We start from the raw sequence: 26,263 nt of genomic DNA, 5'->3' as shown, positions 1-26,263 counted from the left end.
CGGTTCGGGATGTCGATGGCGATCCGGTCGCCGTCGCGCACGAGGCCGATCAGGCCGCCCTCGGCCGCCTCGGGGGAGACGTGCCCGATGGACAGGCCCGACGACCCGCCGGAGAACCGCCCGTCGGTGACGAGGGCGCACGCCTTACCCAGCCCCTTCGATTTGAGGTAGCTCGTCGGGTAGAGCATCTCCTGCATGCCGGGGCCCCCCCGCGGTCCCTCGTAGCGGATCAGCACGACCTCGCCGGCCGTGACCTTGCCGTTGAGGATGCCGTCGACGGCCGCGTCCTGGCTCTCGAACACGCGGGCGGTGCCCGTGAAGGTCAGAATCGAGGCGTCGACGCCCGCGGTCTTCACGATACAGCCCTGCTCGGCGAGGTTGCCGTAGAGCACGGCGAGGCCGCCATCCTGCGAATAGGCGTGTGCCGCGTCGCGGATGACGCCGCCCTCGCGGTCGAGATCGAGCGCGTCGAACCGGGATTCCTGACTGAACGCCACCTGGGTCGGCACGCCGCCCGGCGCCGCTTGGTAGAAGGTCTTCACCGAGGCGGCCGGTTCGCCGCGCACGTCCCAGCGGGCGAGCGCGGCGCCGAGCGTCCCGGCCGAGACGTTGCCGACGCCGGTATCGATCAGGCCGGCCCGGTCGAGCTCGCCCAGGATGCCCATGATCCCGCCGGCGCGATGCACGTCCTCCATGTGGACGTTGGCCACTGCCGGGGCGACCTTGCACAGCACCGGAACCCGCCGCGACAGCCGGTCGATATCGGCCATGGTGAAGGGCACCTCGCCCTCGTGGGCGGCGGCCAGCAGGTGCAGCACCGTGTTGGTCGACCCGCCCATGGCGATGTCGAGGGTCATGGCGTTCTCGAACGCCCGGAAGCTCGCGACCGCGCGCGGCAGCACGCCGGCGTCGTCCTGCTCGTAGTGGCGGCGGGCCAGATCGACGATCAGGTGGCCGGCCTCGACAAAGAGGCGCTTGCGGTCGGCGTGGGTGGCGAGCACCGAGCCGTTGCCCGGCAGCGCCAGCCCGAGGGCCTCGGTGAGGCAGTTCATCGAGTTCGCCGTGAACATGCCCGAGCACGAGCCGCAGGTCGGGCAAGCCGAGCGCTCGATGACGGCGACATCCTCGTCGGAGATCCGGTCGTCGGCGGCGGCGATCATCGCGTCGACGAGGTCGACCTTCTTGGCGATGCCCGGCAGCTGGACCTTGCCGGCCTCCATCGGGCCGCCGGAGACGAACACGGTCGGGATGTTGAGGCGCAAAGTCGCCATCAGCATGCCGGGGGTGATCTTGTCGCAGTTCGAGATGCACACCATCGCGTCGGCGCAGTGCGCGTTGACCATGTACTCGACGGAATCGGCGATCAATTCGCGGGACGGCAGCGAGTACAGCATCCCGTCGTGGCCCATCGCGATGCCGTCATCGACCGCGATGGTGTTGAACTCCTTGGCGACGCCGCCGGCCGCCTCGATCTCCCGCGCGACGAGCTGGCCGAGATCCTTGAGGTGGACGTGGCCCGGCACGAACTGCGTGAAGGAGTTCACCACGGCGATGATCGGCTTGCCGAAGTCCGAGTCCTTCATGCCGGTGGCGCGCCAGAGGCCGCGGGCGCCGGCCATGTTGCGGCCGTGGGTGGTGGTGCGTGAGCGATAGGCGGGCATCGAGAGCTTCGACCAGTTCAAAGGTGAGCGGCTTCTGCGCCCGCGCCCGCGCATCCGCAAGCGTCGCGGAGGGGCTGGCACCCGTGGCATGCTTCTGGCGGATGGCAGGGCGGAGGGGCGACTCGCGATGACACAGGTGGATTTCCTCCGGCGGGCCATCGCGCAGGGTCAGGGCCGCGTCGACGCCGACCTCGTCCTGAAGGGCGGCCGCTTCCTCGACCTCGTCACGGGCGACCTCGTCGCCTCCGACATCGCGATCTGCGGCGACCGGATCGTCGGGACCTTCGGGCAGTACCGCGGCGCCCGGGAGATCGACGTGTCCGGCAAGGTCGTGGTGCCGGGCTTCATCGACACCCACTTCCACGTCGAATCGTCGCTGATGCCGCCGCAGGAATATGAGCGGTGCGTCCTGCCGCACGGCGTCACCACCGGGATCTGCGACCCGCACGAGATGGCCAACGTGCTCGGCACCGACGCCTTCACGTGGTTCCTGAGATCCGCCGAGACCCTGGCGATGGACCTGCGCGTGCAGCTCTCCTCCTGCGTCCCCGCAACCGACCACCTGGAGACCTCCGGCGCGCGGATCGAGGCGCAGGATCTCGCCCCCTTCGCGGCCCATCCGAGGGTGATCGGCCTCGCCGAGTTCATGAACTTCCCGGGCGTGCTGGCGGCGGATCCGGGCGTGCTGGACAAGCTCGCCGCCTTCCAAGGGCGGCACATCGATGGGCACGCGCCGCTCCTGCGCGGCCTCGGGCTCAACGGCTACATCGCCGCCGGCATCCGCACCGAGCACGAGGCAACCTCGCCCGACGAGGCCCGCGAGAAGCTCTCGAAGGGCATGACCGTGCTGATCCGGGAGGGCTCGGTCTGCAAGGACCTGCACGCCCTCGCGCCGATCCTGACCGAGCGGACGGCGCCGTTCCTGGCCTTCTGCACCGATGACCGGAATCCCCTCGACATCGCCGAGGAGGGCCATCTCGACTTCGTCGTCCGCACGGCCATCGCCCTCGGCGTGCCGCCGCTGGCCGCCTACCGCGCGGCGTCCTGGTCGGCGGCCCGCGCCTTCGGGCTGCACGACCGGGGCCTCGTCGCGCCCGGCCAGCGCGCCGATCTCGTGGTCCTCGACGATCTCGCCGCCTGCGCGGTGTCGCGGGTGCTCAGCGCGGGGCGCCCGGTCGACGCAGCGCTCTTCGACGCGCGCGCGCCGGTCGAGCCGATCGGTCGCCGGAGCGTGCGGGCGCGGCGCGTGACGGCGGCGGACTTTGCCGCGCCGGGCTCCGGTCCGTCGACGCCGGTGATCGGGGTGGTGCCCGGCAAGATCATCACTCTGCGCCACGACCTCACCTTGCCCTATTCCGGCGGCGAGCGCCGGATCGACCTGGGTCAGGACGTCATCAAGGTCGCCGTCGTCGAGCGCCACGGCCGCACGGCACCGGGCGGGCGCGGCATCGGCGTCGCGTTCGTCAAGGGATTCGGCCTCCGGCGCGGGGCCATCGCCTCGTCGGTCGGGCACGACAGCCACAACATCACGGTGGTCGGGGCGGACGATGCCGACATGGCCGTGGCGGTGAACCGGCTCGGAGAGATCGAGGGCGGCTTCGTGGTGGTCGAGGGCGGCCGCGTGCTGGCCGAGATCGCGCTGCCGGTGGCCGGCCTGATGAGCCTGATGCCGTTCGACACCATCCGGCGATCCCTCGTAACCCTGCGCGACGCGGCGCGAAGCCTCGATGTCGTCCTCCCCGAGCCCTTCCTGCAGGTCGCGTTCCTGCCCCTGCCCGTCATTCCCCACCTCAAGATCACCGACCGGGGTCTCGTGGATGTCGACCGCTTCGCGCTGATCGACCCTTGAAATTAGATTGCGCGCAATCTAACTGGGCTGTGCGGAAGCGAGTCGGCACCTACATGCCGGCGGCATCCCCCAAACCGGAGAGTCCCATGCCCGTAGACGTGAAGTACCGCACCTCCGCCACTGCCACCGGCGGCCGCGACGGCGCCGCTCGGACGGCCGACGGCAGCTTCGAGGTCAAGCTCTCGACCCCGAAGGAGCTCGGCGGCGCGGGCGGTCCGGGCGCGAACCCGGAGCAGCTCTTCGCGTCCGGCTACTCGGCCTGCTTCCTGGGCGCCATGAAGGCCGTCGCGCCGTCGCTGCAGCTGAAGGTCCCGGCCGACACCAGCGTCACCGCAGAAGTCGGCATCGGCCCGCGCTCCGAGGGCGGCTTCGGCATCACCGCCGACCTGACGATCAGCCTGCCGGGCCTCGACCGCGCCGACGCGCAGAAGCTCGTCGACGCCGCTCACCAGGTCTGCCCGTACTCCAACGCGACCCGCGGCAACGTCAACGTCGGTCTGAAGCTGGCCTGAGCCCGCTCGGCGCGGGNCCCGCGCCCCACTCGGCCCGTCGACGCATCCGCGGGCCGATGCGACGCCGCCGGGCATGCGCGGCGCGCCGACGGCACTGATCCCCGGCTGATCCCAGGCGCGGACCGAGCGGTCCGGCCTCTCACGCGTCGCCCCGGGCCCGCATGCAGACATGGCCCGCCGCGTCGAGCGTCACGCCCTCGAACACCGTCCCGCAGACTCGCCCGCAGACCCGGAAGATCTGGTTGGCGGTCATCGGCGACACCCCGCGATACGCGAATTTCCGCGGCCCGTGTCCCAGGAGCGTCGCGGCGAGGTTCATCAGCAGCGTGGCCTGCATCGGGCCGTGAACGACGAGGTCGGCGTAGCCCTCCACCCGCGTCGCGTAGGGCTGATCGTAGTGGAAGCGGTGGCCGTTGAAAGTCATCGCCGAGTAGCGGAACAGCAGCGTCGGCGTCGCCGATACGTCCCAGATCGCCGCGTATGCTTCGGGATCGTCGCGCTCGGGCGCAGCACTTGTTTCGCTCTGCGCGCCCGCCGCCTCGCGGTAGACGATGTCCTGCCGCTCGCGGATCGCGACGCCCCGTCCTGTCGCCACCGTGTGGTCGACGGTGACGAAGCACAGGCTCCCGCTCCGACCGCTCTTGAAGGCGACGTCCCGCACGGTCTCGGTGCGCGTCACCGCGTCCCCCGCGCGCAGGCCCGAGGCCGTCTCGATCTCGCCCCCCGCCCACATCCGCCGGGGCAGCGGCACGGGCGGCAGGAAGCCGCCCTTGGCGGCGTGGCCGTCCGGACCGAGGGCATCGGCCGGCGGCGTCTCGGGCGCGAGGCACCAGTGCAGCGCCGGTGGCGCGATCCCGTCGGAGACCGGCGCCAGGTGGGGCGCGAAGGTCGCGCGGAACTCCGCGAGGAGGCGCGGGGTGACGAGGTCGGACGCCTCTCGCGTCCGGCCGATCCAGCCAGTGAGATCGGTCATCTCAGTACGACCGCGGCAGGCCGAGGACGTGCTCGGACAGGTAGGCGAGGATCAGGTTCGTGGAGATCGGGGCGACCTGATAGAGGCGCGTCTCGCGGAACTTGCGCTCCACGTCGTACTCCTCGGCGAATCCGAAGCCGCCATGGGTCTGGATGCAGGCGTTGGCCGCCTCGAAGGAGGCGTCGGCGGCGAGCATCTTGGCCATGTTAGCCTCGGCCCCGGGATTGGCGCCGCCCTCGTAGAGGGTCAGCGCCTCGCGGACCATGAGTTCGGCCGCGCGCATGTTCGCGTAAGCCTTCGCGATCGGGAACTGCACACCCTGGTTGGCGCCGATCGGCCGGCCGAACACGGACCGCTCTCCGGCATAGGCGCGGGCCCTGTCGATGAACCACTTGGCGTCGCCGACGCACTCGGCGGCGATCAGGATCCGCTCGGCATTCATGCCGGACAGGATGTAGCGGAAGCCCCTGCCCTCCTCGCCGATGAGGTTCTGCGCCGGCACCCGGAGATTGTCGAAGAAGACCTCGGTGGTGGCGTGGTTCATCATGGTGCGGATCGGCCGGATCGTGAGGCCGTTGCCCTTCGCCGCGCGCATGTCGACGAGGAGCACCGACAGCCCGTCCGTGCGCTTCATGCCCTCGGCCTTCGGCGTGGTGCGGGCGAGGAGCAGCATCAGGTCCGAGTGCTCGGCGCGGCTGGTCCAGATCTTCTGGCCGTTGACGATGTAGTGGTCGCCCTCCAGGCGCGCCGTCGTCTTCAGGCTGCCGGTGTCGGTGCCGGAGGTCGGCTCGGTCACGCCGAAGGCCTGGAGCCGCAGGCGGCCCTCCGCGATGGCCGGCAGGTACTCGGCCTTCTGCGCCTCCGAGCCGTGCCGAAGCAGCGTCCCCATCGTGTACATCTGAGCGTGGCAGGCGCCGCCGTTGCAACCCGCCCGCTGCACCTCCTCGAGGATCGCGGCGGCGGCCGAGAGCGGCAGGCCGGAGCCGCCGTACGCCTCGGGGATCAGCACCGACAGGTAGCCGCTCTCGGTCAGCGCGTTCACGAACGCGGTCGGGTAGGCCATCTCACGGTCGAGGGCCCGCCAGTACGGTCCCGGGAAGCCGGCGCAGAGCTTGGCGACCGCCTCGCGGATCTCGGTATAGGATTCCATCGGGAACTCCTCAGGCCGTGCGACCGCCGTCGACCGGCAGATCGACGCCGGTGATGAACGCCGCCTCGTCGGAGGCGAGGAACAGGGCCGCCGCCGCGATGTCGCTCGCCTCCGACAGGCGCCCGAGCGGGATCGTGGCGATGAAGCGGTCGCGATTCTCGGGCGTGTCGAGGACGCCCATGAAGTGCTCGAGGAGCCCCGTGGCGCCCATGACCGGGCAGAGGGCGTTCACCCGGATCTTCCAGGGTGCCAGTTCCAGGGCGAGGGATTTCGAGGCGAGGCTCGCCGCCCCCTTGGAGGCGTTGTACCACGTCAGCCCCGGGCGCGGCCGCAGCGCCGCCGTCGAGCTGACATTCAGGATCGCGCCGCCGCCGGCGTCGCGCATCAGCGGGGCGACTTCCCGGACGTAGTGGAAGATCGACTTCACGTTGACCCGGAAGACCCGGTCGAAGTCCTCCTCGGTCACCTCCATCAGCGGCTTGTTGCGATGGGTGGTGCCGGCGTTGTTGACGAGAACGTTCGGCACGCCGAAGCGCTGCCGCGTCTCGGCGACGCTGGCGGCGACGTCGGCGGCCAAGCCGACATCGGCGGCGATCGCGATGGCATTTTCGCCGAGTGCCGCGGCGACACGCTCGGCCGCCGCGCCGTCGATGTCGACGCAGGCGACCTTGGCGCCCTCCGCGGCGAAGCGCTGGGCGATCCCGGCACCGAAGCCGCTGCCAGCCCCCGTCACGAGCGCGATCTTGCCGTCCAGTCTCATCGTCTCCTCCCGCCGTTCATGTTCTGCCGTCGTATCGCAGTCCTCAGTCGCGGCGACCGAATTCCTCCCGGATCCGCGCCCCGTGCTCGTCGATCGCCGGAACCGGGCCGAGGGCGCGGACCTCGCCGTCGATCAGCACCGGCGGCGCCACGATCCGGGCCGGCCCCGAAGGCGTCCGGACCTCCGCGCGGATCAGCGCCGGGTGCGCGGCGAGATCCGCCAGCGTGTTGACGAAGCCGTAGGCGGTGCCCGCCGCCTTCAGCCGGGCGGCGGCCGCGTCGCGGCTGAGCCGCACCAGCTCGGCGCCGACGCGCAGGTCGACCGCGGCGCGGTTGGCCACCCGGGCATTGTTGGACGCGAAGCCCTCGGCCCGGGCGAGGTCGGGCTCCCCGAGGACGCCGGCGCAGAAACTCGCCCACTCGCGCTCGTTCTGGATCGAGATCAGCACCAGGCTGCCGTCGGCCGTGGGGAAGGCGCCGTAGGGGCAGATCGAGGGATGCGCGAGGCCGACCCGCCGCGGGGCCTGCCCCGTCCCCTCGAAGTAGAGCAGCGGCACGTTCATCCAGTCGGCGGCGCCGCTGAACAGGCTGACCTCCAGGGCGCAGCCCTGTCCGGTGATCCCGCGGGCGATCAGCGCCTCGAGAACGGCGGCGTGGGCGTCCATCCCGCAGGCGACGTCGCAGACGGAGACGCCGACGCGCCCGGGTCCGGCCGGATGTCCGGTGATCCCGGCGAGCCCGCTCTCGGCCTGGACCAGCAGGTCGTAGGCCTTCATGTCGCTGTAGGCGTTGCCGGTGCCGTAACCGGAGATGTCGACGGTGATCAGCCGCGGATAGCGCGCCCGCAGCTCCGCCGTGCCGAAGCCCGCCCGGGCCGCTGCGCCGGGAGCGAGGTTCTGCACGAACACGTCGGCCTGCGCGAGGATCGCGTGCAGCAGGCGGGCATCGGCCGGATCCTTGATGTCGGCGACGAGGCTCTCCTTGCCGCGGTTGAGCCAGACGAAGTAGCTCGCCAGCCCGTTGACCGCCGAGTCGTAGCCGCGGGCGAAATCACCCTCCGGCCGCTCGATCTTGATGACCCGGGCCCCGGCATCGGCGAGCCGCGAGGTGCAGTAGGGCGCGGCGACCGCCTGCTCCAGGGCGAGCACGGTGAGCCCTCGCAGCGGCAGGTTCTGGCTCATCCGGATCCTTCGGCGTCGCGCGGTCTCAGAGGGCCGGCAGCGAATGAACTGGAACGGCGAGCTCCCCCGCCAAGCGTGTTGCGGTGACAGGGCCGCCCGGCCGTCGGCTTCGCGGCGCCTGTCCCGCGACGCTCAGCGCCCGGAGGCGGCGGTCGGCCTCACTCCGCCGCGCGCAGCGCCGGCGGCCCACGAACCTCCTCCACCGGCTCGGGGTCCTCGAGCGCCGCGTCCACCGCCCGCGGCTTGTCGCGGAACGAGAAGCGGTGCGCCAGCCGGTCCAGGTAGATGTAGATCACCGGCGTGGTGAACAGCGTCAGCACCTGGCTGACCGCGAGGCCGCCGACCATGGCGTAGCCCAGCGGCTGCCGGATCTCCGAACCGGTGCCGGTGGCGATCATCAGCGGGATGCCGCCGAGCAGGGCCGCCATCGTGGTCATCAGGATCGGCCGGAAGCGCAGCAGCGCCGCCTTCCGGATCGCGACCTCGGGCGAGAGACCCTCCTCGCGCTCGGCCACGATCGCGAAGTCGACCAGCATGATGCCGTTCTTCTTCACGATGCCGATCAAGAGGATGATGCCGATGAGCGCGATCAGGCTGAAATCGAACCCCGCCCACATCAGCACCGCCAGGGCGCCGACGCCGGCCGACGGCAGGGTCGAGAGGATCGTGAGCGGGTGGATGAAGCTCTCGTAGAGGATGCCGAGGATCAGGTAGACGACGAACAGGGCCGCCAGGATCAGCAGCGGCACCGTCGAGAGCGACTGCTGGAAGGCCTGGGCGGTGCCCTGGAAGCCGCTGACCACGGTCGGCGGAACCTGCAGCTCGCGCATCGCCCGGCCGATCGCCTCCGTGGCCTGCCCGAGGGCGACGTCGGGGGCGAGGTTGAAGCTGATCGTCACCGCCGGGAACTGGCCCTGGTGATTCACGGCCAGCGGCGCCACCGGGTCCGTCGACCAGTGGGCGAAGGCCGCGAGCGGCACCTGCCCGCCGCCGATCGGCGCCTTGATGTAGATCTTGTCCAGGCTCTCGACGCTGCCCTGGAGCGCCGGCAGCACCTCCAGCACCACGTGGTAGCTGTTCAGCTGCGTGAAGTACTGCGCGATCTGGCGCTGGCCGAACGCGTCGTAGAGCGTGTCATCGATGAGCTGGGGCGTGATGCCGTAGCGCGAGGCGGCGTCGCGGTCGATCGACAGCGTCAGCGTCGTGCCCCGGGTCTGCTGGTCGGTGGCGACGTCGCGCAGCTCCGGCAGCGTCTTCATCTTGTCGAGGATGCGCGGCGCCCAGGTGTTCAGCTCGGCGAGGTCCGGGTCCTGGAGGGTGTACTCGAACTGCGTCCGCGAGGTGCGGCCGCCGGTGCGCACGTCCTGCGTCGCCTGGATGAAGGTCCGGATGCCCTCGACGCGCTCCAGCTTCGGGCGCAGACGGCCGATCACCTGGAAGGCGTTGACGTCGCGCTCCTCGCGCGGCTTGAGCGTGATGTACATGCGCCCGGAATTGAGCGCCTGGCCGTTGCCGCCGAGCGACATGCCGACCGTGGCCACCGCCGGATCGGCCTGGACGATCGCGCCGACCTTCTCCTGCAGCGCCTTCATCGCCGAGAAGGAGATGTCCTGGCCCGCCTCGGTGACGCCGATCATGAAACCGGTGTCCTGCTGCGGGAAGAAGCCCTTCGGGATCGCCACGAACAGGTAGCCGGTCAGCGCCAGGGTGGCGAAGAAGACCAGCAGCGTGACGCGGCGGAAGCGCAGGGCGACGTCGAGGGCGTCGGCGTAGACCGCGAGCAGCCAGTCGAAGGCGGCCTCGCTCATCCGGTAGAGGCGGCCGTGACGCTCGGCATCGTGGGCCTTCAGCAACCGCGAGGCCATCATCGGGGTCAGAGTCAGGGACACGAAGGCCGAGACCGCGATGGTCATCGACAGCACCACGGCGAACTCGCGGAACAGCCGGCCGATGATGCCCCCCATCAGCAGGAGCGGGATCAGCACGGCGATCAGCGACACCGAGATCGACACGATGGTGAAGCCGATCTCGCCCGCGCCCTTGAACGCGGCCTCCATGGGCCGCATCCCCTCCTCGACGTAGCGGCTGATGTTCTCCAGCACGACGATGGCGTCGTCGACCACGAAGCCCACCGAGATGGTCAGGGCCATCAGCGAGAGGTTGTCGAGGGTGTAGCCCGCCATCCACATCAGCGCGCAGGCGCCGAGCAGCGCGAGCGGCACAGTCACGCTCGGGATCACGGTCGCCCAGAAGCTGCGCAGGAAGACGAAGATCACCCCGACGACCAGCACGATGGTCAGCAGCAGGGTGAACTGCACGTCCTCGACCGAGGCGCGAATCGTCTGCGTGCGGTCGCTCAGGATGCCGACCTTGATGGCGGCCGGGAGGGTGGCGGTCAGGCGCGGCAGCTGGGCCTTGATGCTGTCCACCGTGTCGATCACGTTGGCGCCGGGCTGCTTGAACACGACCAGGAAGATGCCGCGCTTGCCGTTGGTCCAGCCGGCCTGCTTGGTGTCCTCGGGACCGGCGACGGCCCGGCCGATGTCGCGCACGCGCAGCGGCGCGCCGTCGCGATAGGCCACGATCACGTCGTTCCAGTTCTGCGCCGCGGTGAGCTGGTCGTTGGCGTAGATGGTGTAGCTGTGGCTGCCGCCGTCGATGCTGCCCTTCGGGTTGTTGACGGTGGTGAGGGTGAGCTGCGCGCGCACGTCCTCCAGCGACAGCCCCTTGGCGACGAGCTTGGCCGGGTCGATCTGGATCCGCAAGGCGGGCTTCTGCTGGCCGCCGATGAAGACCTGGGCGACGCCCGAGATCTGGCTGATCCGCTGGGCGAGCTGCACATCGACCGCGTCGTCGACGTCGATCAGCGGCATGCTGTCGGAGGTGGCTGAGAGCAGCAGGATCGGCGAATCGGCCGGATTGACCTTGCGGTAAGTCGGCGGTGTCGGGAGGTTCTTCGGGAGCTGGCCGCTGGCGGCGTTGATCGCCGCCTGGATGTCGCTCGCCGCACCGTCGATGTTGCGGTTGAGGTCGAACTGGACCGTGACCGTCGAGATCCCGAGGGAACTCGTCGAGGTCATCTGCGACACGCCCGGGATCTGGGAGAACTGCCGCTCCAGGGGCTGCGCCACCGACGAGGCCATCGTCTCCGGGCTGGCCCCCGGCAGCTGCGCGGTCACCTGGATCGTCGGGAAATCCACCTGCGGCAGCGGCGCGACGCCGAGCAGCGGGTAGGCCACCACCCCGAGGAACAGGATGCCGACCATGATCAGCGTGGTCGCCACCGGGAACCGGATGAACGGGGCCGAGATGCCGCCCTTCATGCTCGGACCCCGCGCGCTGACACGGCCGCCGTGAGACGTGCCGCGCGCGTCACTGGACCGCCTCCGCCTGCGCGGTGTGCGCGCTGTGCGGATCGGCCACGAGGCTGCCGTCCTGCACCTTGTACTGGCCGGCGACGATCACCCGCTCGCCGGGCCGGAGGTCGCCGCTGAGAACGCGCGTCCGCCCCGAATCCGAGCGGCCCGCCTTCAGCGCGCGCTGATGCGCCCGGCTGGCATCGTCGACCACGAAGGCGAACAGCCCGTCGGGCCCGTGCTGGATCGCGTCGTCCGGCACCGTCGTGGCGACCGCGACCGTGCCGACCCGCATCTTGGTGGAAACCGACAGGCCCGGCCACAGCGCGTGGTTCCTGTTCTCGTAGACGGCCTTGAGGCGGATCGTGCCGGTCGCGGTGTCGACCTGGTTGTTGAACAGGGCGAGCTTGCCGTCGGCGAGCTTGGTCAGCCCGTCCGACGTCCAGGCCTCCACCGGCACGTCACCGGCCTTGAGGGCCGCGGTGATGGCGGGCAGTTGATCCTCCGGGGCCGTGAACACCACGAAGATCGGCTCGACCTGGGTGATCGTCACGATCGGGGTCTGACCGGCCGCGTTGACGATGTTGCCGATATCGACCTGCCGGAAGCCCGTGACGCCGTCGATGGGCGCGCGGATCGTGGCGTAGCCGAGCTGCGTCGTGGCGTTGTCGATGGCCGCCTGGTCGGACGCCACCTGCGCGGTGAGCTGGGCGACCAGGGCCGTCTGCGTCTCGGTCTGCTGCCGGGAGGCGAAGGCGCCCAGCCCGGTGTAGCGGACGAGGTCCGCCTTCGCGTTGCCGAGGTTGGCCGTGTCCTGCTCCTTCTTGGCCTTCGCCTGATCCAGCGCCGCCTGGTAGGGCCGCGGGTCGATCTGCACGAGCACGTCGCCCTTGCGGACGGTCTGCCCCTCGCGGAACGCGACCTGCTGGATCTCGCCGTCGACGCGCGTGCGCACCTGGACGGTGTTGTACGCCTGGACGGTGCCGAGGCCGTTCGACACGAGGGCGAACGGCCCCTGCTCGACCGTGCCGAGGGTGACGGGCACCGGCAGCGGGGCCGCCGCCCTGGACTTCACCGCGGGCTGATTCAGGCGCGTGTAGCCGTAGGCGCCGCCGCCCGCGACGGCGAGCAGCAGGAGGATCAGCCCGGCCGCGCCGGAGCGCTTCTTCGCTGGTCCGGCGACGGCGCGTGGCGCGTCGCCGTGGCTCCGGTCCGTGACCGTCTCGTCCGCGCGAGACCCGTCGCGGCCGTGCACGTCCTCACTCAGCATGCGCCGGTATCCGCCCGTTGATCCGACCGCTTCGCGGACCGGGATAATTTTGCATTCAATAGCATACAATGACCGCGCCGGACATCGCGGGACCCCGCGGATCGCGGCAATGTTCCGCGCGCGGAAAGCGTGCTACCGCCGCGAGTGAAGGGCGGCGTCGCTCCGTCGGATGCCCTGTCCGGACGGCCCGGGCCCGGTCCGGGCGCGCGGGATGACCGTCGAGGCCGCGCCGAGGATGTGAGACCGGGACGCCGCATGGCCTCGACGCTGGAACTGGACGGCCTGAACGAACTGCGCGACGCGCTGATCGAGGAGCGGCAGATCATCGTCGCGTCGGTGCGCAAGCTGCGCGACGCGCGGCGGCAGAAGGGCACCTTCGTGCTGGGCGACGGCGCGGAAGCCGGGCCGCGGCTGGTCGCCGTGCAGGAGCAGATCGAGGTAGTCGAGTCCATCATCGCCGCGCTGACCCAATCCCGGGCCTGACGCGACCGGTCTCGGCTCGCGGGAGAGCCGACCCGGCAGCCGGCGCAGGCCTCTGCCGATCGGGATTGGCACAGTTCGGTGTCCGAGATGTTTCTGAGGGTATCACCGGGCTTGCGCGGGATCGGGCTCTTTCCGGACAGTTCGAATTGGGAGAAGAGCGCCGCTCGACTGTTGAATTGTTAGATTTCGACTTCGCCCAAGGGCTGATCCTTGATTGAAATGCCGCCCTGCCGTGGGGTCTTGGGCATTCGACGCGCCGCTCCTGTGACGCGGACACGGTCGAGGATCCGTGCCGCGCCTCGCGCCGGCCCGAGGATCAGTTTGCCGGCAGTGAATCGTGCCGGGCGTGACGATCGCGCCGGCTTGTACAAGATCTGCCTATCTTTCGGGCTGGACGATCGCGCGGATGTCCTGTTAGCGCACAGCATCTCAAGGCGCGGGACTTTGAACATGGACGCCTTCGATCACGCCGAGATGGCGCACGACGCCGACGAAACCATCGATACGACACACGCGAGCGACCTCCTCGCCTTGTGGCGTGCCCTCGACGCCGACAGGGGCGCGCGCGACGAGCGGACCGCGCGCCTGCGGGCCATGCGCCTCATCGGCAGCGAGGACGCGGCCGACTGATCACGCGGTCTCCGGCTCTGCGCCCGGCAACCGGCTCGCCAGCACGAACCCGACCGCCATCGCCATGGCCTCGGCCTGCGCGATCAGCGTCGGCTCGCCGGCGTCTCGCGCCGCCTGCAGCAGCTCGATCACGTGGCGACCGAGACGCAGGTCCACATCCTCGTCGCCGCCCCGGCCCCCGTCCGGAATCCCGTCGTTCTGGCTTCGGTCAGTCATTGGCGTGCGTGGGGCTCGACGCTGTGGGCAGGGGCTTGAACGGCGCGGAGGCCGCGATCCAGGACTGCGTGTCCGTGACGTCGCCGAACACCCGCATCACCGCGCTCACCGACCGGTGGATCTCGTCGGCGGAGATGCCGTCGAGGTCGTGGCTGGCGGAGGCATCGGACAGGAAGGTCACGTCCTGTCCGCGGTGGAAGCCGTCGATCGCGGTCGCGAGGCAGGACGACTCGCCGGCGAAGCCCGCGATGACCAGCGGCGGGGAGCCGCGCTCCATCGCGTCCGCGAAGGCGGGGCTGGCGTAGCAGGACGGGCGATCCCGGTCGAAGATCATGTCGCAGCCGTGGGGCTCGAAGCCCTCGATCCAGCGCACGAAGCGGCTGCCCGCCTGGAACAGCGGCGCGCCGACCCAGCGGACATAGACCACCTGCATGCCGCTCGCGCGGGCATGCGCGAGCGCGCGGCGGCAGTTCGAGAGGGCGGGCTCGATCCCGGCCAGGGCGAGCGGGCGCCCGGCGACCTCGTATTCCTGCTGCATGTCCACCAGCACCAGGACCGGGACGCTGCGCGGCCGGCGATACAGCGCCGGGTTGATCGGCCTGTTCATCGCGCCGCGACCGCGCGGTCGACGGAGGGGCGGGTCACGGCGCGGCTGCGCGAACGGTCGAGGGCGCCCGCCCGGTGCCAGCGGCCCTCCGGCCGGATGATGACGTAGGGGTCGGCGCCGAGCGCGATGGCCTGCGGGTGCGGCTCCGCCTCCATCAGCATCTCGACGTAGTCGAAATCCGAGAAGACCAGCTCCTGCGCGCCCTCGAAGACCCGGAAGCCGAAGCGGCTCCAGAAGCCGACGAGGCGTTTCTGGGCGTGGCCGTAGAGCCGGCGGTAGCCCTTCACCCGGGCGAGCTCGATCCCGGCGCGGACCAGCGCGAAGGACAGGCGCGTGTTGCGGAACTCGGCCCGGACCGCGAGGCGCTCGATCTTGGCGAAATCGGCGAAGAACCGGATGCGCAGGCAGCCCGCCGGCTCGTCGCCGACATAGCCGATCAGGTGCGTCGCCGAGAGGTCGTTGCCGTCGAACTCCTCCTCGTACGGGCAGGCCTGCTCCGCCATGTAGACGGCGGCGCGCAGGGCGATCACCCGGGACAGGTCCTCCATGTTCCGCGCGACCGCGACGCTGATGCCGGTCGCGCCCGGCCGGTGACTGTCGTATGGGGGCGCCGGCTCCGCCTTCGGACCGCGGGCGAAATGGTACAGGGTCCCGCCGGCGGAGGTCCGCGCCGCGAAGCCGAGGGCCGACAGGAGGTCGGCCCCCTCGGGTGTGGCCGCGCGGGCGTAGAAGTCCACGCCCCGGTAGGTCGGGCTCGACAGACGATCGAAGACGAGGCCGACTCCGCCGGAGAGGCGCCGCCGCGCGTAGACGGCCCAGACGTAGATCCCGGCCGGACGTTCGTGCTGGCCGGCCAGCATCGCGGCGGGCGGATCGGACGCGTCGAGCGTCCCGTTCTTGAGCGCGGCCACGCCGTCGGCGTTCAGCATCAGGCAGGCCACGAACCCCTCGCCCCGCGGATCCGCGGCGTCGAACCGGTGGCGCTGGGCGATCGCCAGGACGCTGTCGGGATTGATCGACATCACCCGCTGGACGGTGCGCAGGGGCGCGAGATCGGGCAGATCCGCGCGCGCCGCCGCGATCAGCCGCGCCAGATCGTCCGGGGTCGGCGTGAAGATGACGAGGTGCCGGGCAATTCGGCCGACCTCGAGCGCATTCAGCGCGTGCCGCGGCTCGGGAGAGACTAGCGCTGTACCGAGTTGATCGGCGTCCTTGGCGACGAACTGCGCGCGAGCAATGTGCACCGTCATCGGATGACCTGTCATTCGGGTACGGATTGACGGTTAAGCACTTCGCATCTAGCGCTCTCGCTGTATGTGCAAAATTTGAAACAGGGGTGTTCCGTCGATGGAACAGGCGGAGGCGAGCCGGGATCCGATGCCCGACTGGCAGAGCATCCGGGTCTTCCTGGCGCTCCAGCGGTCCGGCAGCTTCCGCTCGGCGGCCACGAAGCTCGGCCTGTCGGTGAACTCGGTGCGGCGCCGGATCGACGATCTCGAGGCGCTGATCGGCGCGCCGCTGCTGACCCGCCACGTCGACGGCATCCGCCTCACCGCCGAGGGCCACGCGATCCTCGAGGCCGCCGGTCGCATGGAGGCGGCCGCCTTCAGCCTCGTGCGCACCGGCGAGGGCGCGCCCTTCGCCGAGACCGGCGAGGTGCGGATCGCCGTGACGGAGGGGCTGGGGGCCTTCTGGCTCGCGCCGCGCCTCGTCGAGTTCCAGCGCGCCAACCCGCGCCTGACCGTCGACCTGCGCTGCGCGATGGAATCCGCCGACGTCCTCAGGCTGGAGGCCGACGTCGCCATCCAGCTGACGCGGCCGACCAGCCCGGACCTGCGCATCGTCAAGATCGGCCGGATCCACATGGTGCCGTACGCCGCGCGGAGCTACGAGGAGACCTACGGGCTCCCGGCGCGCCCGGAGGATCTCGAGCGTCACCGGATCGTGGTGCAGGACGGCGGCCAGACCGTCGCCCTCGAGGACTACGTGCGGTCGGTCCCGGGCTTCCCCGCGAAGGTCCCGATCACCCTGAAGGTCAACGTCAGCAGCGCGTATTACTGGGCCATCGCCAAAGGGGCCGGAATCGGCCTGCTGCCGACATATGCCAGCGCGATCGGCGCCCAGGTCGTCCCGGTGGACAATCTCGGCCGATTCAGCATCGACATCTGGCTGACCTATCACCCGGACGCCGAGCGGATCACCCGCGTGCGGCGGACGATCGACTGGCTGCGGGCCTCCTTCGATCCGAAGCGCTATCCCTGGTTCCGCGACGAGTTCATCCACCCCCGCGATCTGCCGGGTGCCGTGAAGGGCGAGGCCCTGCCGGAACTGTTCGCCGGCTTCATCGCCATGGCGCCGTGACTGCGCCGTGACTGCGCCGTGATCCCGGCGCGCCTCCGCGCGCGGGCGCCGACGGTCGGTGGTCCGGGTCGTGCAACGGCCGAAGCCCGCCCTTGACCGCGCCGCGCGCATGATCCTTGCTCCGGCCGCCGCGACGACGAGGTTGCCCGTGCTGCTGACGCCCCGAGAGAAGGACAAGTTGCTCATCGCCATGGCGGCGCAGGTGGCGCGGAATCGCCTCGCCCGCGGCGTGAAGCTCAACCATCCGGAATCGGTGGCGCTGATCACCGACTTCGTGGTCGAGGGCGCGCGGGACGGTCGCACCGTGGCCGACCTGATGCAGGCCGGCGCCACCGTGCTGACCGCCGATCAGGTCATGGAGGGCGTGCCCGAGATGATCCACGACATCCAGGTGGAGGCGACCTTCCCGGACGGCACGAAGCTCGTCACCGTGCACCATCCGATCCGCGGCGCGGCCTCGTCCGACATTCCCGGCGCGGTGACGACGCTGCCGGGCGAGATCGTGTTCAACCCCGGCGCCGAGCGGACCATGATCGAGGTCGCCAATGTCGGGGACCGGCCGATCCAGGTCGGCTCGCACTATCACTTCTTCGAGGTCAATCCGGGCCTCGTGTTCCCGCGGGAGCAGGCCCGCGGCAAGCGCCTCGACATCGCGCCGGGCACCGCCGTGCGGTTCGAGCCGGGATCGACGCGGGAAGTGGCGCTGGTGCCGCTCTCCGGCGGGCGCACCGTCTACGGGTTCCGCGGCGACGTGATGGGCAAGCTCTGACCATGGCCAACACGCCCAAGCCCGCCAGCCTGCCGCGCTCGGCCTACGCCGACATGTTCGGCCCGACCGTCGGCGACCGCATCAGGCTCGCGGACACGAGCCTGGAGATCACGGTCGAGCGCGACTTCACCACCTACGGCGAGGAGGTGAAGTTCGGCGGCGGCAAGGTCATCCGCGACGGCATGGGCCAGAGCCAGGCCACGAACGCCGACGGCGCCGTCGACACGGTGATCACCAACGCGGTGGTCCTCGACCACTGGGGCATCGTGAAGTGCGATGTCGGCATCGTGCGCGGCCGGATCTTCCGGCTCGGCAAGGCCGGCAACCCGGACGTGCAGCCCGGGGTCGACATCGTGGTCGGGCCGGGCACCGAGGTCATCGCCGGCGAGGGCAAGATCCTGACGGCGGGCGGCTTCGACAGCCACATCCACTTCATCTGCCCGCAGCAGATCGAGGAGGCGCTCTGCTCGGGCGTCACCACGATGCTCGGCGGCGGCACCGGCCCGGCGCACGGCACCTTCGCCACCACCTGCACGCCGGGCCCCTGGCACATCGCCCGGATGATCGAGGCGGCGGATTCCTTCCCGATGAATCTTGCCTTCGCCGGGAAGGGCAACGCGTCCCGTCCGGAGAGCCTCGTCGAGATGGTGCGGGCGGGTGCCTGCGCGCTGAAGCTGCACGAGGACTGGGGCACCACGCCCGCGGCGATCGATACCTGCCTGTCGGTGGCGGACGCCCACGACATCCAGGTCATGATCCACACCGACACGCTCAACGAGTCGGGCTTCGTCGAGGACACGATCGCGGCCTTCAAGGGCCGGACCATTCACGCCTTCCACACCGAGGGCGCGGGCGGCGGCCACGCGCCGGACATCATCAAGGTGGCCGGGCTGCCGAACGTGCTGCCGTCGTCCACGAACCCGACGCGGCCCTACACGTGGAACACGATCGACGAGCATCTCGACATGCTCATGGTCTGCCACCACCTCGACCCGTCGATCCCCGAGGACCTCGCCTTCGCGGAGAGCCGGATCCGGCGCGAGACCATCGCGGCCGAGGACATCCTGCACGATATCGGCGCGCTCTCGATGATGTCCTCCGACAGCCAGGCCATGGGCCGCGTCGGCGAGGTCATCATCCGCACGTGGCAGACGGCCGACAAGATGAAGCGCCAGCGGGGCGCCCTGCCGGGAGACACGTCCGGCACCGACAACCTGCGGGCGCGCCGCTACGTCGCCAAGTACACGATCAACCCGGCGATCGCGCACGGCATCTCCCGGCACATCGGCTCGGTGGAGCCCGGCAAGCTCGCCGACCTCGTGCTGTGGACGCCGGCCTTCTTCGGCGTGAAGCCCGACCTCGTGCTGAAGGGCGGCAGCATCGCGGCCGCGCCCATGGGCGACCCGAACGCCTCGATCCCGACGCCGCAGCCGGTGCATTACCGGCCGATGTTCGGCGCCTACGGACGGGCGCCCTTCGCCACCGCCCTCACCTTCGTCTCCCGGGCGGCGGTGGAGGACGGCCTTCGGGAGCGGCTGGGCGTGCAGAAGGAGCTGGTCGCGGTGGAGAACGTCCGCGGCGGCATCTCGAAGAAGAGCATGGTGCTGAATGACGCGACGCCGGTCATCGAGGTCGATCCGGAGACCTACGACGTGCGCGCCGACGGCGAGCTGCTGGTCTGCGAGCCGGCCGAGGTCCTGCCGATGGCGCAGCGCTACTTCCTGTTCTGAGCGCGGCCATCCATGATCCGCGCCAGCCGCATTGTCCGCCGCGACGCCCTGTCGGGCGGCGAGATCGTCGACCGCGTCGTCCTCGATCACGGCGACCGCCACCGCCGCCGTGTCGCCATGCGCGGCGCCGGGGGGCTGGGATTCCTGCTGGATCTGCCGGAGCCGGCCGTGCTGGAGGACGGCGACGCCCTGGTCCTGCAGGACGGCCGCCTCGTCTGGGTCGAGGCCGCACCGGAGCGCCTGCTCGAGATCCGGGCCCCCAGCGATCACGCCCTCAAGCGCCTGATCTGGCACATCGGCAACCGGCACATCGCCGCCGAGATCGGGTCGGACGCGGTCTGGATCGCGCACGACCACGTCCTCGCCGAGATGGTCCGGGGCCTCGGCGGCACCGCCGAGCCGGTGGAACGCCCGTTCCGGCCGGAGGGCGGCGCCTATTCCGGCGGGCACGGGCACGACCACGCGCACCCGCATGGCGGCCACCATCACGACCATGCCGCCGGCTGAGGCCCTGGAGGCGCTGCGCCTGATGGCGTGGCTGTCGCCCGGCTACCCGGTCGGCGCCTACGCCTACTCGCACGGGCTGGAATGGGCGGTCGAAGCGGGCGATGTCCGCGACGAGGCGAGCCTGACGGCGTGGCTCCGCGACGTCTGCGAGCGCGGCGCCCTGCGCAACGACCTGATCCTGGCAGCCCAGGCCCACGCGGCGGCGCGGACCTCGGACGGGGCCGCGCTGGTCGCCGTCAACGATCTCGCGCTCGCCCTGGCGCCGTCGCGCGAGCTGCACTTGGAGACGAGCCAGCAGGGCCGGAGCTTCCTCGACGCGACGCGGGGCGCGTGGCCCTGCGACGCCCTCGCCGCCCTGGCGGAGGAACTGCCGGGGCCGGTCGCCTATCCGGTCGCGGTCGGCCTCGCCGCGGGTGCGCACGGCATGGCGCCGGAGCCCGTGCTCGCCGCCTACGGCCTCGCCTTCCTCCACAATCTCGTCTCCGCCGCTCTCCGGGCGGCGCCCGTGGGGCAGGCCGCCGGCACGCGGGTCGTCGCCGCCCTCGCCCCGCGCCTCGCCGGGCTCGCCGAGGCGGCCGCCGCGTCCGATCTCGACGCCCTCGGTGCCGCCACCTTCCGCCTGGACCTCGGCTCCTTCCGCCACGAGACCCAGTATTCCCGCATCTTCCGATCCTGAGCCCGCAGCATGACCTCCACGAACGGCCCCCTCCGCGTCGGCATCGGCGGACCTGTCGGTTCCGGCAAGACCGCCCTGATGGAGCAGCTCTGCAAGCGCTTCCGCGACCGCTACGAGATCTGCGCCATCACCAACGACATCTACACGAAGGAGGACGCCCGGATCCTGACCGTCGCGGGCGCCCTGCCGGAGGAGCGCATCCTCGGCGTCGAGACCGGCGGGTGTCCGCACACGGCGATCCGCGAGGATGCCTCGATCAATCTCGCCGCCGTGGCCGAGATGAGCCGGCGCTTCCCGAAGCTCGACCTCGTGCTGATCGAGTCCGGCGGCGACAACCTCGCGGCGACGTTCTCGCCGGAACTCGCCGACATCACGCTCTACGTCATCGACGTGGCCGGGGGCGAGAAGATCCCCCGCAAGGGCGGTCCGGGCATCACCCGGTCCGATCTGCTGATCGTGAACAAGACCGACCTCGCGCCGCTTGTCGGTGCCGACCTCTCGGTGATGGAATCCGACACGCAGCGGATGCGCGGCACCCGGCCCTACGTCTTCGCGTCCCTGCGCGAGGGGACGGGCGCGGACGCGGTGGCGCGCTTCGTCGAGGAGGCGGGCGGCCTGGGCCGCTGAGCCGACGAGCCGGCCGGCACGACCGGCTCGTGGGGCTTCCTTCGGCCTTCCTAGCGTCCGGCCTCGGCCGAGCGCGCGCGAACCGACGACGTGCTCGGGACGCCCATGAGCGCGTCGAGGCGGCTCATCCGCGCGTTGAAATCGTTCATGACGTTCTGGCGCGCCTTGATCGCGGCGCTCGGCTGCGCCTTGGCGGTCGCGTGTCGCGCGCGGGCTTCCGCCTGGGCTGCCGGAACGGCGAGGAGCGCGGCCAGTGCCGCGATGGTCAGAGAACGGGTCATCGTGAAGTCCCTCGGCGTCCGCCGTGTCGGACGGCGCGACGCCTCACGAGGATATGCGCGCCGGGAGCGCGGCCGCGTGCGCGCGCGCACAGCACGCAGACGTGATCGGGATGAGCGCCGTCGGGCGTTCGCAGCGTTGACAGCGGTTCGTGACTGATTCACCCCGCGATATCGGGGCCTTCTGAACGGTATCAGGCATGCGAAATCTGCGGTGGCTGGCCGCCCTGCCCTTCCTCGGCATCCTGGTCGGCCCGTTCTTCCTGAACCGGGTCGAGCCCTTCGTGTTCGGCTTGCCGCTGCTCCTCGCCTGGCTGGTGTTCTGCGTGATCGGAACCTCGGCCGTGATGGGGCTGATCTACCTGACCGACCCTCAGAACCGCGCGCCGGAGGATCCCCGATGAGCGTCGCGCTCGTCATCGTGGCCGCCGGCTTCGCGCTGGCGATCGGCCTCGGCCTCTACGCGCGGCTGGGCCGCGAGATGGGGCTGGAGCAGTGGACCGTCGGCGGCCGCGGCTTCGGCACCGCCCTGGTCTTCCTGCTGATGGCCGGGGAGATCTACACGACCTTCACGTTCCTCGGCGGCTCGGGCATCGCCTACGGGAAGGGCGGCCCCGCCTACTACATCCTCTGCTACCTGACGCTCGCCTACGTCACCTCGTACTGGCTGCTGCCCCCGGTCTGGCGCTACGCCAAGCAGCACAACCTCTACACGCAGCCCGACTTCTTCGCGCGCAAGTACGGCAGCCGCGCGCTCGGCATGCTGGTGGCGCTCGTGGGGATCGTCGCCCTCGTCCCCTACCTCGTGCTGCAGTTCAAGGGCCTCGGGATCATCGTCTCGACGGCGTCCTACGGCGCGATCTCGTCGACCACCGCGGTCTGGATCGGCGCGGCCGCGCTGACCGCCTACGTGGTCGTGTCGGGCGTGCACGGCTCCGCCTGGACGGCGGTGATCAAGGACACCAGCATCCTGTTCGTGGTGGTGTTCCTCGGGATCTACCTTCCGGTGCACTACTACGGCGGCTACGAGGGCCTGTTCACGGCGATCGAGGCCGCCAAGCCCGGCTTCCTGGCCCTGCCCGACCGCGGCCAGAGCCCGACGTGGTTCACCACCACGGTCCTGCTCACCGCGCTCGGCGGCTACATGTGGCCGCACACCTTCGCGTCGCTCTACACGGCGCGCGAGCCGGGCGCGTTCCGGCGCAACGCGGTGATCCTGCCGATCTATCAGCTGATCAACCTGTTCGTGTTCGTGATCGGCTTCACCGCCGTGATGCAGGTGCCGGGCCTCACGGGTCCCGACGTCGACCTGTCGCTGTTCAAGCTCTCCCTCGCCACCTTCCCGCCGTGGGTCATCGGGCTGATCGGCGCCACGGGCGTGCTCACCGCCCTCGTGCCGGGCTCGATGATCCTGATCGCCGGCGTCACGCTGGTGGCGAACAACCTCGTCCGGCCGCTGCGTCCCGGCATGGACGACGCCGCCACCGCGCGGCTGTGCAAGATCCTCGTGCCGGTGCTGGCGCTGGTCTGCGTCGGCTTCACCCTGTCGGGCGGCGACACGATCGTGCAGCTCCTGCTCATGGGCTACAACTTCGTGACGCAGCTCTTCCCGTGCTTCATCACCAGCCTGATGCGCCGCAACCCCCTCGACCGCCGCGCCGCGATCGCCGGGATCGTCGCGGGCGTGGCGACGGTGGCGGCGACCGTCCTCTCCGGGTTCAGCCTGGCGAAGCTGCCGGTCCTGGGGCCGCTCCAGGACGTCAATGTCGGCATCGTGGCGCTGGTGGTGAACGTCATCGTGACGTTCGTCGTGGCGCAGGCGGTGCGCGCGGGCGCGACGGCGGCGCAGGCCGCGGAGTGACGCCGCTCAGCCCTGTCGCCGGCGACCGGTGAGCCAGGAGGCCAGCAGCACCGCGACGCTCACCAGACCGACGAGCAGGGTCGAGGCCGCGTTGATCTCCGGATTCACGCCGAGCCGGACCTGGCTGTAGAGCCGCATCGGCAGGGTGGTCGAGCCCGGGCCGGAGACGAAGCTCGCGATCACCAGGTCGTCGAGCGACAGGGTGAAGGCGAGGAGCGCGCCGGCCGCCAGGGCGGGCGCCAGCAGCGGCAGCGTCACGGTCATGAGCACGCGCCCCGGCGCCGCGCCGAGATCGGCCGCGGCCTCCTCGAGGGACCGGTCGAGGCCGCGCAGGCGCGCGCCGACCACCACCGCCACGAACCCGGTGCAGAAGGTCGTGTGGGCGATGACAATCGTCGCGAGGCCGCGGTCCAGCCCGATCCCGATGAACATCAGCAGGAGCGACAGGCCGATCATCACCTCCGGCATCACGATCGGCCCGAAGACGAGACCGGTGAACAGGGCGCGCCCGCGGAAGCGGCCCTGCCGCTCCAGGGCGAGGGCGGCCAGCGTGCCGAGGATCGTGGCGAGCAGGCTCGCGAGGACCGCGACCTTCAGGGAGACCCAGGCGGCGGACAGGAGCGGCGCGTCGGCGAGCAGGGCGCCGTACCAGCGGGTCGAGAACCCGCCCCAGACCGTCACCATCGGCGAGGCGTTGAACGAGTACACGATCAGCACCGCGATCGGCCCGTAGAGGAAACCCAGGCCGGCCGCCAGGGCGGTGCGGGTCACCCAGGTCACGGCGCCTCGCCCTCGCCCGCGCGCAGGCTGTCCCGGAACAGCACCACCGGTCCGATGACGATGGCGAGGATCAGCACGGCGACCGCCGAGGCCAGCGGCCAGTCGCGGTTCGAGAAGAATTCGGTCCAGAGCACCCGACCGAGCATCAGCGTCTCAGACCCGCCGAGCAGGTCGGGGATCACGAACTCGCCGACCATCGGGATGAAGCAGAGCCCCGCGCCGGCCGCGATCCCCGGCAGGCTGAGCGGCACGGTCACGGTCCAGAACACCCGGCTCGGCGAAGCGCCGAGATCCGCCGCGGCCTCGCGCAGGGTCGGATCGAGGCGGTTCATCACCGCGTAGAGCGGCAGCACCATGAAGGGCAGGTAGGCGTAGACGAGGCCGACGATCACCGCCGCGTCGGTGTTGAGGATGGTCAGCGGCGCGTCGATCAGGCCGAGGCGGCGCAGCGCGAGATTGAGCAGCCCCTCGGGCTTGAGGATCGCGATCCAGGCGTAGACCCGGATCAGGAAGCTCGTCCAGAACGGCACGATCACCAGCGCCACGAGGAGCGGCTGCCAGCGGGACGGCGCCCGCGCCAGGGCGTAGGCCAGAGGCGTCCCCAGCCCGACGAGGATCAGGCTGGCCACGCCCGCGTAGGTCAGGGAGCCGAGGGCGGCGTCGCGGTAGAGGGGATCGGCGGCGAGCGTCAGGTAATTGTCGAAGTTCAGGGCTTCGAGGAAGGCCGACCAGCCGTCGAGCCCGCCGCGCCAGTCGAGGAGCGGCAGGTAGGGCGGGATCGCGGTGGCGGGTTCCGACAGGCTGATCTTGAGCGTGATGGCGAAGGGCAGCAGGAAGAACGCCGCCAGCCACAGGAAGGGCGGGAGGCGGACCAGCCGATCGAACAGCCGGCCGCGGGTCCGGCCGCGCGCGGACCCGACCCCCGGTTGCCCCGCCGCGGGGTCCTCGTCCGGCACACCGGTCCTCATGCCGGAAGGATCACCGCGACGTCGGCCGCGAAACCGGCGCGCGCGTCCGAGCCCGGCGCCGCGCCGGCCTCCGCGGGCCGCCCGCTCGCCCGCAGGGTGGTACCGTCCGGCAGGCGCAGCGTCCGGCGCACCCGGTCGCCCAGGAACACGGCGTCAATGACGACCACCGGCAGCCCCTCCGCGCCCAATGCCACGTTCTCGGGCCGCACCGCCACCACGACGGCGGCGCCCTCCGCGAGCTCGTCCTCCGCGAAGCCCCGGACCGGGCCGTGCGCGGTCTCGACCGTGCGGATCGCGTCGGGGCCCGCCGCCGGCCCGAGCCGGCCGGGGATGAGGTTCACGTCGCCGAGCAGGCCGGCCACGAAGCGGCTCGCCGGGCGGCGGTAGAGGTCGGCCGGCGGCCCGACCTGGATCAGGCGGCCCGCCTCCATGACGCCGATCCGGTCGGCGAGCATCATCGCCTCCTCGGGATCGTGCGTGACGACGACGAACGCGGTGCCGAGGCGGCGCTGCACGGCGCGCAGCTCACCCTGCGTCTCCTCGCGCAGGCCGCGGTCGAGCGCGCCGAGCGGCTCGTCGAGCAGCAGCAGCTTCGGCTCCCGGGCGAGCGCCCGGGCCAGGGCGACCCGCTGCCGCTGGCCGCCCGAGAGGGTCTCCGGGCGACGCTCGCCGAACCCGTCCAGGCGCACGAGCTTGAGCAGCTCCGACACCCGCTCGGCCAGGGCCGCGCGGCCCAGGCCCTTCAGGCCGTAGCCGATATTGCCGGCCACGCTCATGTGCGGGAACAGGGCGTAGGACTGGAACATCATGTTCACCGGCCGCCGATGGGGCGGCCGCGCGGTGAGATCCTGCTCGCCCAGCAGGATCCGCCCCGAGGTCGGGCTCTCGAAGCCCGCGATCATGCGCAGGAGGGTGCTCTTGCCGCAGCCGGACGGGCCGAGCAGGCAGAAGAACTCCCCCGCCTCGAGGTCGAGGGACACGGCGTCCACCGCGCGATGGGTGCCGAAGCGCTTGGTCAGCTCCTCGAGCCGCAGGCGCGGCGCCGGCCTGTCGGACAAC

At 71.0% G+C, this 26,263-nt stretch carries 26 protein-coding genes; 12 read left to right on the top strand and 14 right to left on the bottom strand.

Translation table 11 applies throughout. The annotated features are described in order from the left end of the window. The coding region (ilvD, locus tag ACTJK8_RS17005; RefSeq protein WP_440762263.1) for a dihydroxy-acid dehydratase at nt 1–1,661 on the bottom strand (1,661 nt) is incomplete at its 3' end. 127 nt (nt 1,662–1,788) lie between these two features. On the opposite strand from ilvD, the gene ade reads away from it, so the two are divergent. Then, entirely contained in the window at nt 1,789–3,510 is a 1,722-nt protein-coding gene (gene ade, locus ACTJK8_RS17000) for an adenine deaminase (protein WP_440762262.1), read from the top strand. Nucleotides 3,511–3,596: 86 nt separating this feature from the next. Then, the gene (locus ACTJK8_RS16995) at nt 3,597–4,022 is read left to right on the top strand and encodes an organic hydroperoxide resistance protein (RefSeq protein WP_053620953.1); all 426 of its coding nucleotides are present in this window, start codon (nt 3,597–3,599) and stop codon (nt 4,020–4,022) included. Between the two features lie 139 nt (nt 4,023–4,161). Here the strand turns inward: ACTJK8_RS16995 and ACTJK8_RS16990 are convergent, their stop codons facing one another. The 6 genes from ACTJK8_RS16990 to ACTJK8_RS16965 form a co-directional block, all read right to left on the bottom strand. Next, nucleotides 4,162–4,995 (bottom strand): FAS1-like dehydratase domain-containing protein, encoded by an 834-nt coding sequence (locus tag ACTJK8_RS16990; RefSeq protein WP_440762261.1) that lies wholly within the window; start codon nt 4,993–4,995, stop codon nt 4,162–4,164. Between the two features lies 1 nt (nt 4,996). Further along, a complete protein-coding gene (locus tag ACTJK8_RS16985) occupies nt 4,997–6,145 on the bottom strand; it encodes an acyl-CoA dehydrogenase family protein (protein WP_029357474.1) in 1,149 nt (382 codons plus the stop codon). A gap of 10 nt (nt 6,146–6,155) precedes the next feature. Further along, a complete protein-coding gene (locus tag ACTJK8_RS16980; protein ID WP_024829674.1) occupies nt 6,156–6,905 on the bottom strand; it encodes an SDR family oxidoreductase in 750 nt (249 codons plus the stop codon). A 43-nt stretch (nt 6,906–6,948) separates the two neighbouring features. Further along, complete coding sequence (locus ACTJK8_RS16975; RefSeq protein WP_012319807.1) at nt 6,949–8,085, bottom strand: CaiB/BaiF CoA transferase family protein; 1,137 nt, start codon at nt 8,083–8,085, stop codon at nt 6,949–6,951. 158 nt (nt 8,086–8,243) lie between these two features. Continuing rightward, complete coding sequence (locus tag ACTJK8_RS16970; RefSeq protein WP_440762260.1) at nt 8,244–11,408, bottom strand: efflux RND transporter permease subunit; 3,165 nt, start codon at nt 11,406–11,408, stop codon at nt 8,244–8,246. Nucleotides 11,409–11,457: 49 nt separating this feature from the next. After that, entirely contained in the window at nt 11,458–12,711 is a 1,254-nt protein-coding gene (locus ACTJK8_RS16965) for an efflux RND transporter periplasmic adaptor subunit (protein WP_024829672.1), read from the bottom strand. A gap of 255 nt (nt 12,712–12,966) precedes the next feature. Here ACTJK8_RS16965 and ACTJK8_RS16960 point away from each other — a divergent pair, with 255 nt between their 5' ends. Both ACTJK8_RS16960 and ACTJK8_RS16955 read left to right on the top strand, forming a co-directional pair. After that, complete coding sequence (locus ACTJK8_RS16960; protein WP_012319810.1) at nt 12,967–13,194, top strand: hypothetical protein; 228 nt, start codon at nt 12,967–12,969, stop codon at nt 13,192–13,194. A gap of 450 nt (nt 13,195–13,644) precedes the next feature. Beyond that, a complete protein-coding gene (locus ACTJK8_RS16955) occupies nt 13,645–13,824 on the top strand; it encodes a hypothetical protein (RefSeq protein ID WP_440762259.1) in 180 nt (59 codons plus the stop codon). Here the strand turns inward: ACTJK8_RS16955 and ACTJK8_RS16950 are convergent, their stop codons facing one another. The 3 genes from ACTJK8_RS16950 to ACTJK8_RS16940 are packed head-to-tail and all read right to left on the bottom strand — an operon-like array spanning nt 13,825 to nt 15,897. Next, a complete protein-coding gene (locus ACTJK8_RS16950) occupies nt 13,825–14,040 on the bottom strand; it encodes a hypothetical protein (RefSeq protein WP_012319812.1) in 216 nt (71 codons plus the stop codon). After that, nucleotides 14,033–14,647 (bottom strand): cysteine hydrolase family protein, encoded by a 615-nt coding sequence (locus ACTJK8_RS16945; RefSeq protein WP_024829671.1) that lies wholly within the window; start codon nt 14,645–14,647, stop codon nt 14,033–14,035. The genes ACTJK8_RS16950 and ACTJK8_RS16945 overlap by 8 nt, the downstream gene beginning before the upstream one ends. Then, nucleotides 14,644–15,897 carry a GNAT family N-acetyltransferase gene (locus ACTJK8_RS16940; protein WP_440762258.1) on the bottom strand — a complete coding sequence of 418 codons (1,254 nt, stop codon included), beginning with the start codon at nt 15,895–15,897 and terminating at the stop codon, nt 14,644–14,646. Before ACTJK8_RS16940 ends, ACTJK8_RS16945 begins: the two co-directional genes overlap by 4 nt. Nucleotides 15,898–15,994: 97 nt before the next feature. Here ACTJK8_RS16940 and ACTJK8_RS16935 point away from each other — a divergent pair, with 97 nt between their 5' ends. The 6 genes from ACTJK8_RS16935 to ureG all read left to right on the top strand — a co-directional run bounded on the left by ACTJK8_RS16935 (nt 15,995) and on the right by ureG (nt 21,317). Next, nucleotides 15,995–17,008 (top strand): LysR family transcriptional regulator, encoded by a 1,014-nt coding sequence (locus ACTJK8_RS16935; RefSeq protein WP_440762257.1) that lies wholly within the window; start codon nt 15,995–15,997, stop codon nt 17,006–17,008. 148 nt (nt 17,009–17,156) lie between these two features. Further along, nucleotides 17,157–17,777, top strand: a complete 621-nt coding sequence (locus tag ACTJK8_RS16930; RefSeq protein WP_012319816.1) for an urease subunit gamma — start codon at nt 17,157–17,159, stop codon at nt 17,775–17,777. A 2-nt stretch (nt 17,778–17,779) separates the two neighbouring features. Beyond that, nucleotides 17,780–19,507 carry an urease subunit alpha gene (ureC, locus tag ACTJK8_RS16925; RefSeq protein ID WP_440762256.1) on the top strand — a complete coding sequence of 576 codons (1,728 nt, stop codon included), beginning with the start codon at nt 17,780–17,782 and terminating at the stop codon, nt 19,505–19,507. A 12-nt stretch (nt 19,508–19,519) separates the two neighbouring features. Beyond that, on the top strand, nt 19,520–20,014 hold the full coding sequence (locus tag ACTJK8_RS16920) for an urease accessory protein UreE (RefSeq protein ID WP_440762255.1): 495 nt from the start codon (nt 19,520–19,522) through the stop codon (nt 20,012–20,014). Continuing rightward, a complete protein-coding gene (locus ACTJK8_RS16915) occupies nt 19,980–20,690 on the top strand; it encodes an urease accessory protein UreF (protein WP_274852159.1) in 711 nt (236 codons plus the stop codon). The genes ACTJK8_RS16920 and ACTJK8_RS16915 overlap by 35 nt, the downstream gene beginning before the upstream one ends. 9 nt (nt 20,691–20,699) lie before the next feature. Continuing rightward, nucleotides 20,700–21,317 carry an urease accessory protein UreG gene (gene ureG, locus ACTJK8_RS16910; RefSeq protein ID WP_012319820.1) on the top strand — a complete coding sequence of 206 codons (618 nt, stop codon included), beginning with the start codon at nt 20,700–20,702 and terminating at the stop codon, nt 21,315–21,317. Nucleotides 21,318–21,367: 50 nt separating this feature from the next. Here the strand turns inward: ureG and ACTJK8_RS16905 are convergent, their stop codons facing one another. Beyond that, nucleotides 21,368–21,598: a hypothetical protein gene (locus tag ACTJK8_RS16905; protein ID WP_012319821.1), complete on the bottom strand. Its 231-nt coding sequence runs from the start codon at nt 21,596–21,598 to the stop codon at nt 21,368–21,370. Between the two features lie 197 nt (nt 21,599–21,795). Here ACTJK8_RS16905 and ACTJK8_RS16900 point away from each other — a divergent pair, with 197 nt between their 5' ends. After that, entirely contained in the window at nt 21,796–21,999 is a 204-nt protein-coding gene (locus tag ACTJK8_RS16900; RefSeq protein WP_012319822.1) for a DUF3311 domain-containing protein, read from the top strand. Then, nucleotides 21,996–23,456 carry a sodium:solute symporter family protein gene (locus ACTJK8_RS16895; RefSeq protein ID WP_043073937.1) on the top strand — a complete coding sequence of 487 codons (1,461 nt, stop codon included), beginning with the start codon at nt 21,996–21,998 and terminating at the stop codon, nt 23,454–23,456. The genes ACTJK8_RS16900 and ACTJK8_RS16895 overlap by 4 nt, the downstream gene beginning before the upstream one ends. A gap of 6 nt (nt 23,457–23,462) precedes the next feature. On the opposite strand, the gene ACTJK8_RS16890 is transcribed toward ACTJK8_RS16895, so the two are convergent. Genes ACTJK8_RS16890 through ACTJK8_RS16880 form a run of 3 tightly spaced genes read right to left on the bottom strand, consistent with a single transcriptional unit; the run spans nt 23,463 to nt 26,262 of the window. Further along, complete coding sequence (locus ACTJK8_RS16890; protein ID WP_029357495.1) at nt 23,463–24,236, bottom strand: ABC transporter permease; 774 nt, start codon at nt 24,234–24,236, stop codon at nt 23,463–23,465. After that, nucleotides 24,233–25,204 (bottom strand): ABC transporter permease, encoded by a 972-nt coding sequence (locus ACTJK8_RS16885; protein WP_440762254.1) that lies wholly within the window; start codon nt 25,202–25,204, stop codon nt 24,233–24,235. Before ACTJK8_RS16885 ends, ACTJK8_RS16890 begins: the two co-directional genes overlap by 4 nt. Further along, complete coding sequence (locus ACTJK8_RS16880; protein ID WP_440762253.1) at nt 25,201–26,262, bottom strand: ABC transporter ATP-binding protein; 1,062 nt, start codon at nt 26,260–26,262, stop codon at nt 25,201–25,203. The genes ACTJK8_RS16885 and ACTJK8_RS16880 overlap by 4 nt, the downstream gene beginning before the upstream one ends. Nucleotide 26,263: the final 1 nt, after the last annotated feature.

The organism is Methylobacterium sp. 22177 (assembly GCF_052045615.1).
Classification (GTDB): Bacteria; Pseudomonadota; Alphaproteobacteria; order Rhizobiales; family Beijerinckiaceae; genus Methylobacterium; species Methylobacterium radiotolerans.
This window is presented reverse-complemented; position numbering and strand designations above follow the sequence as displayed.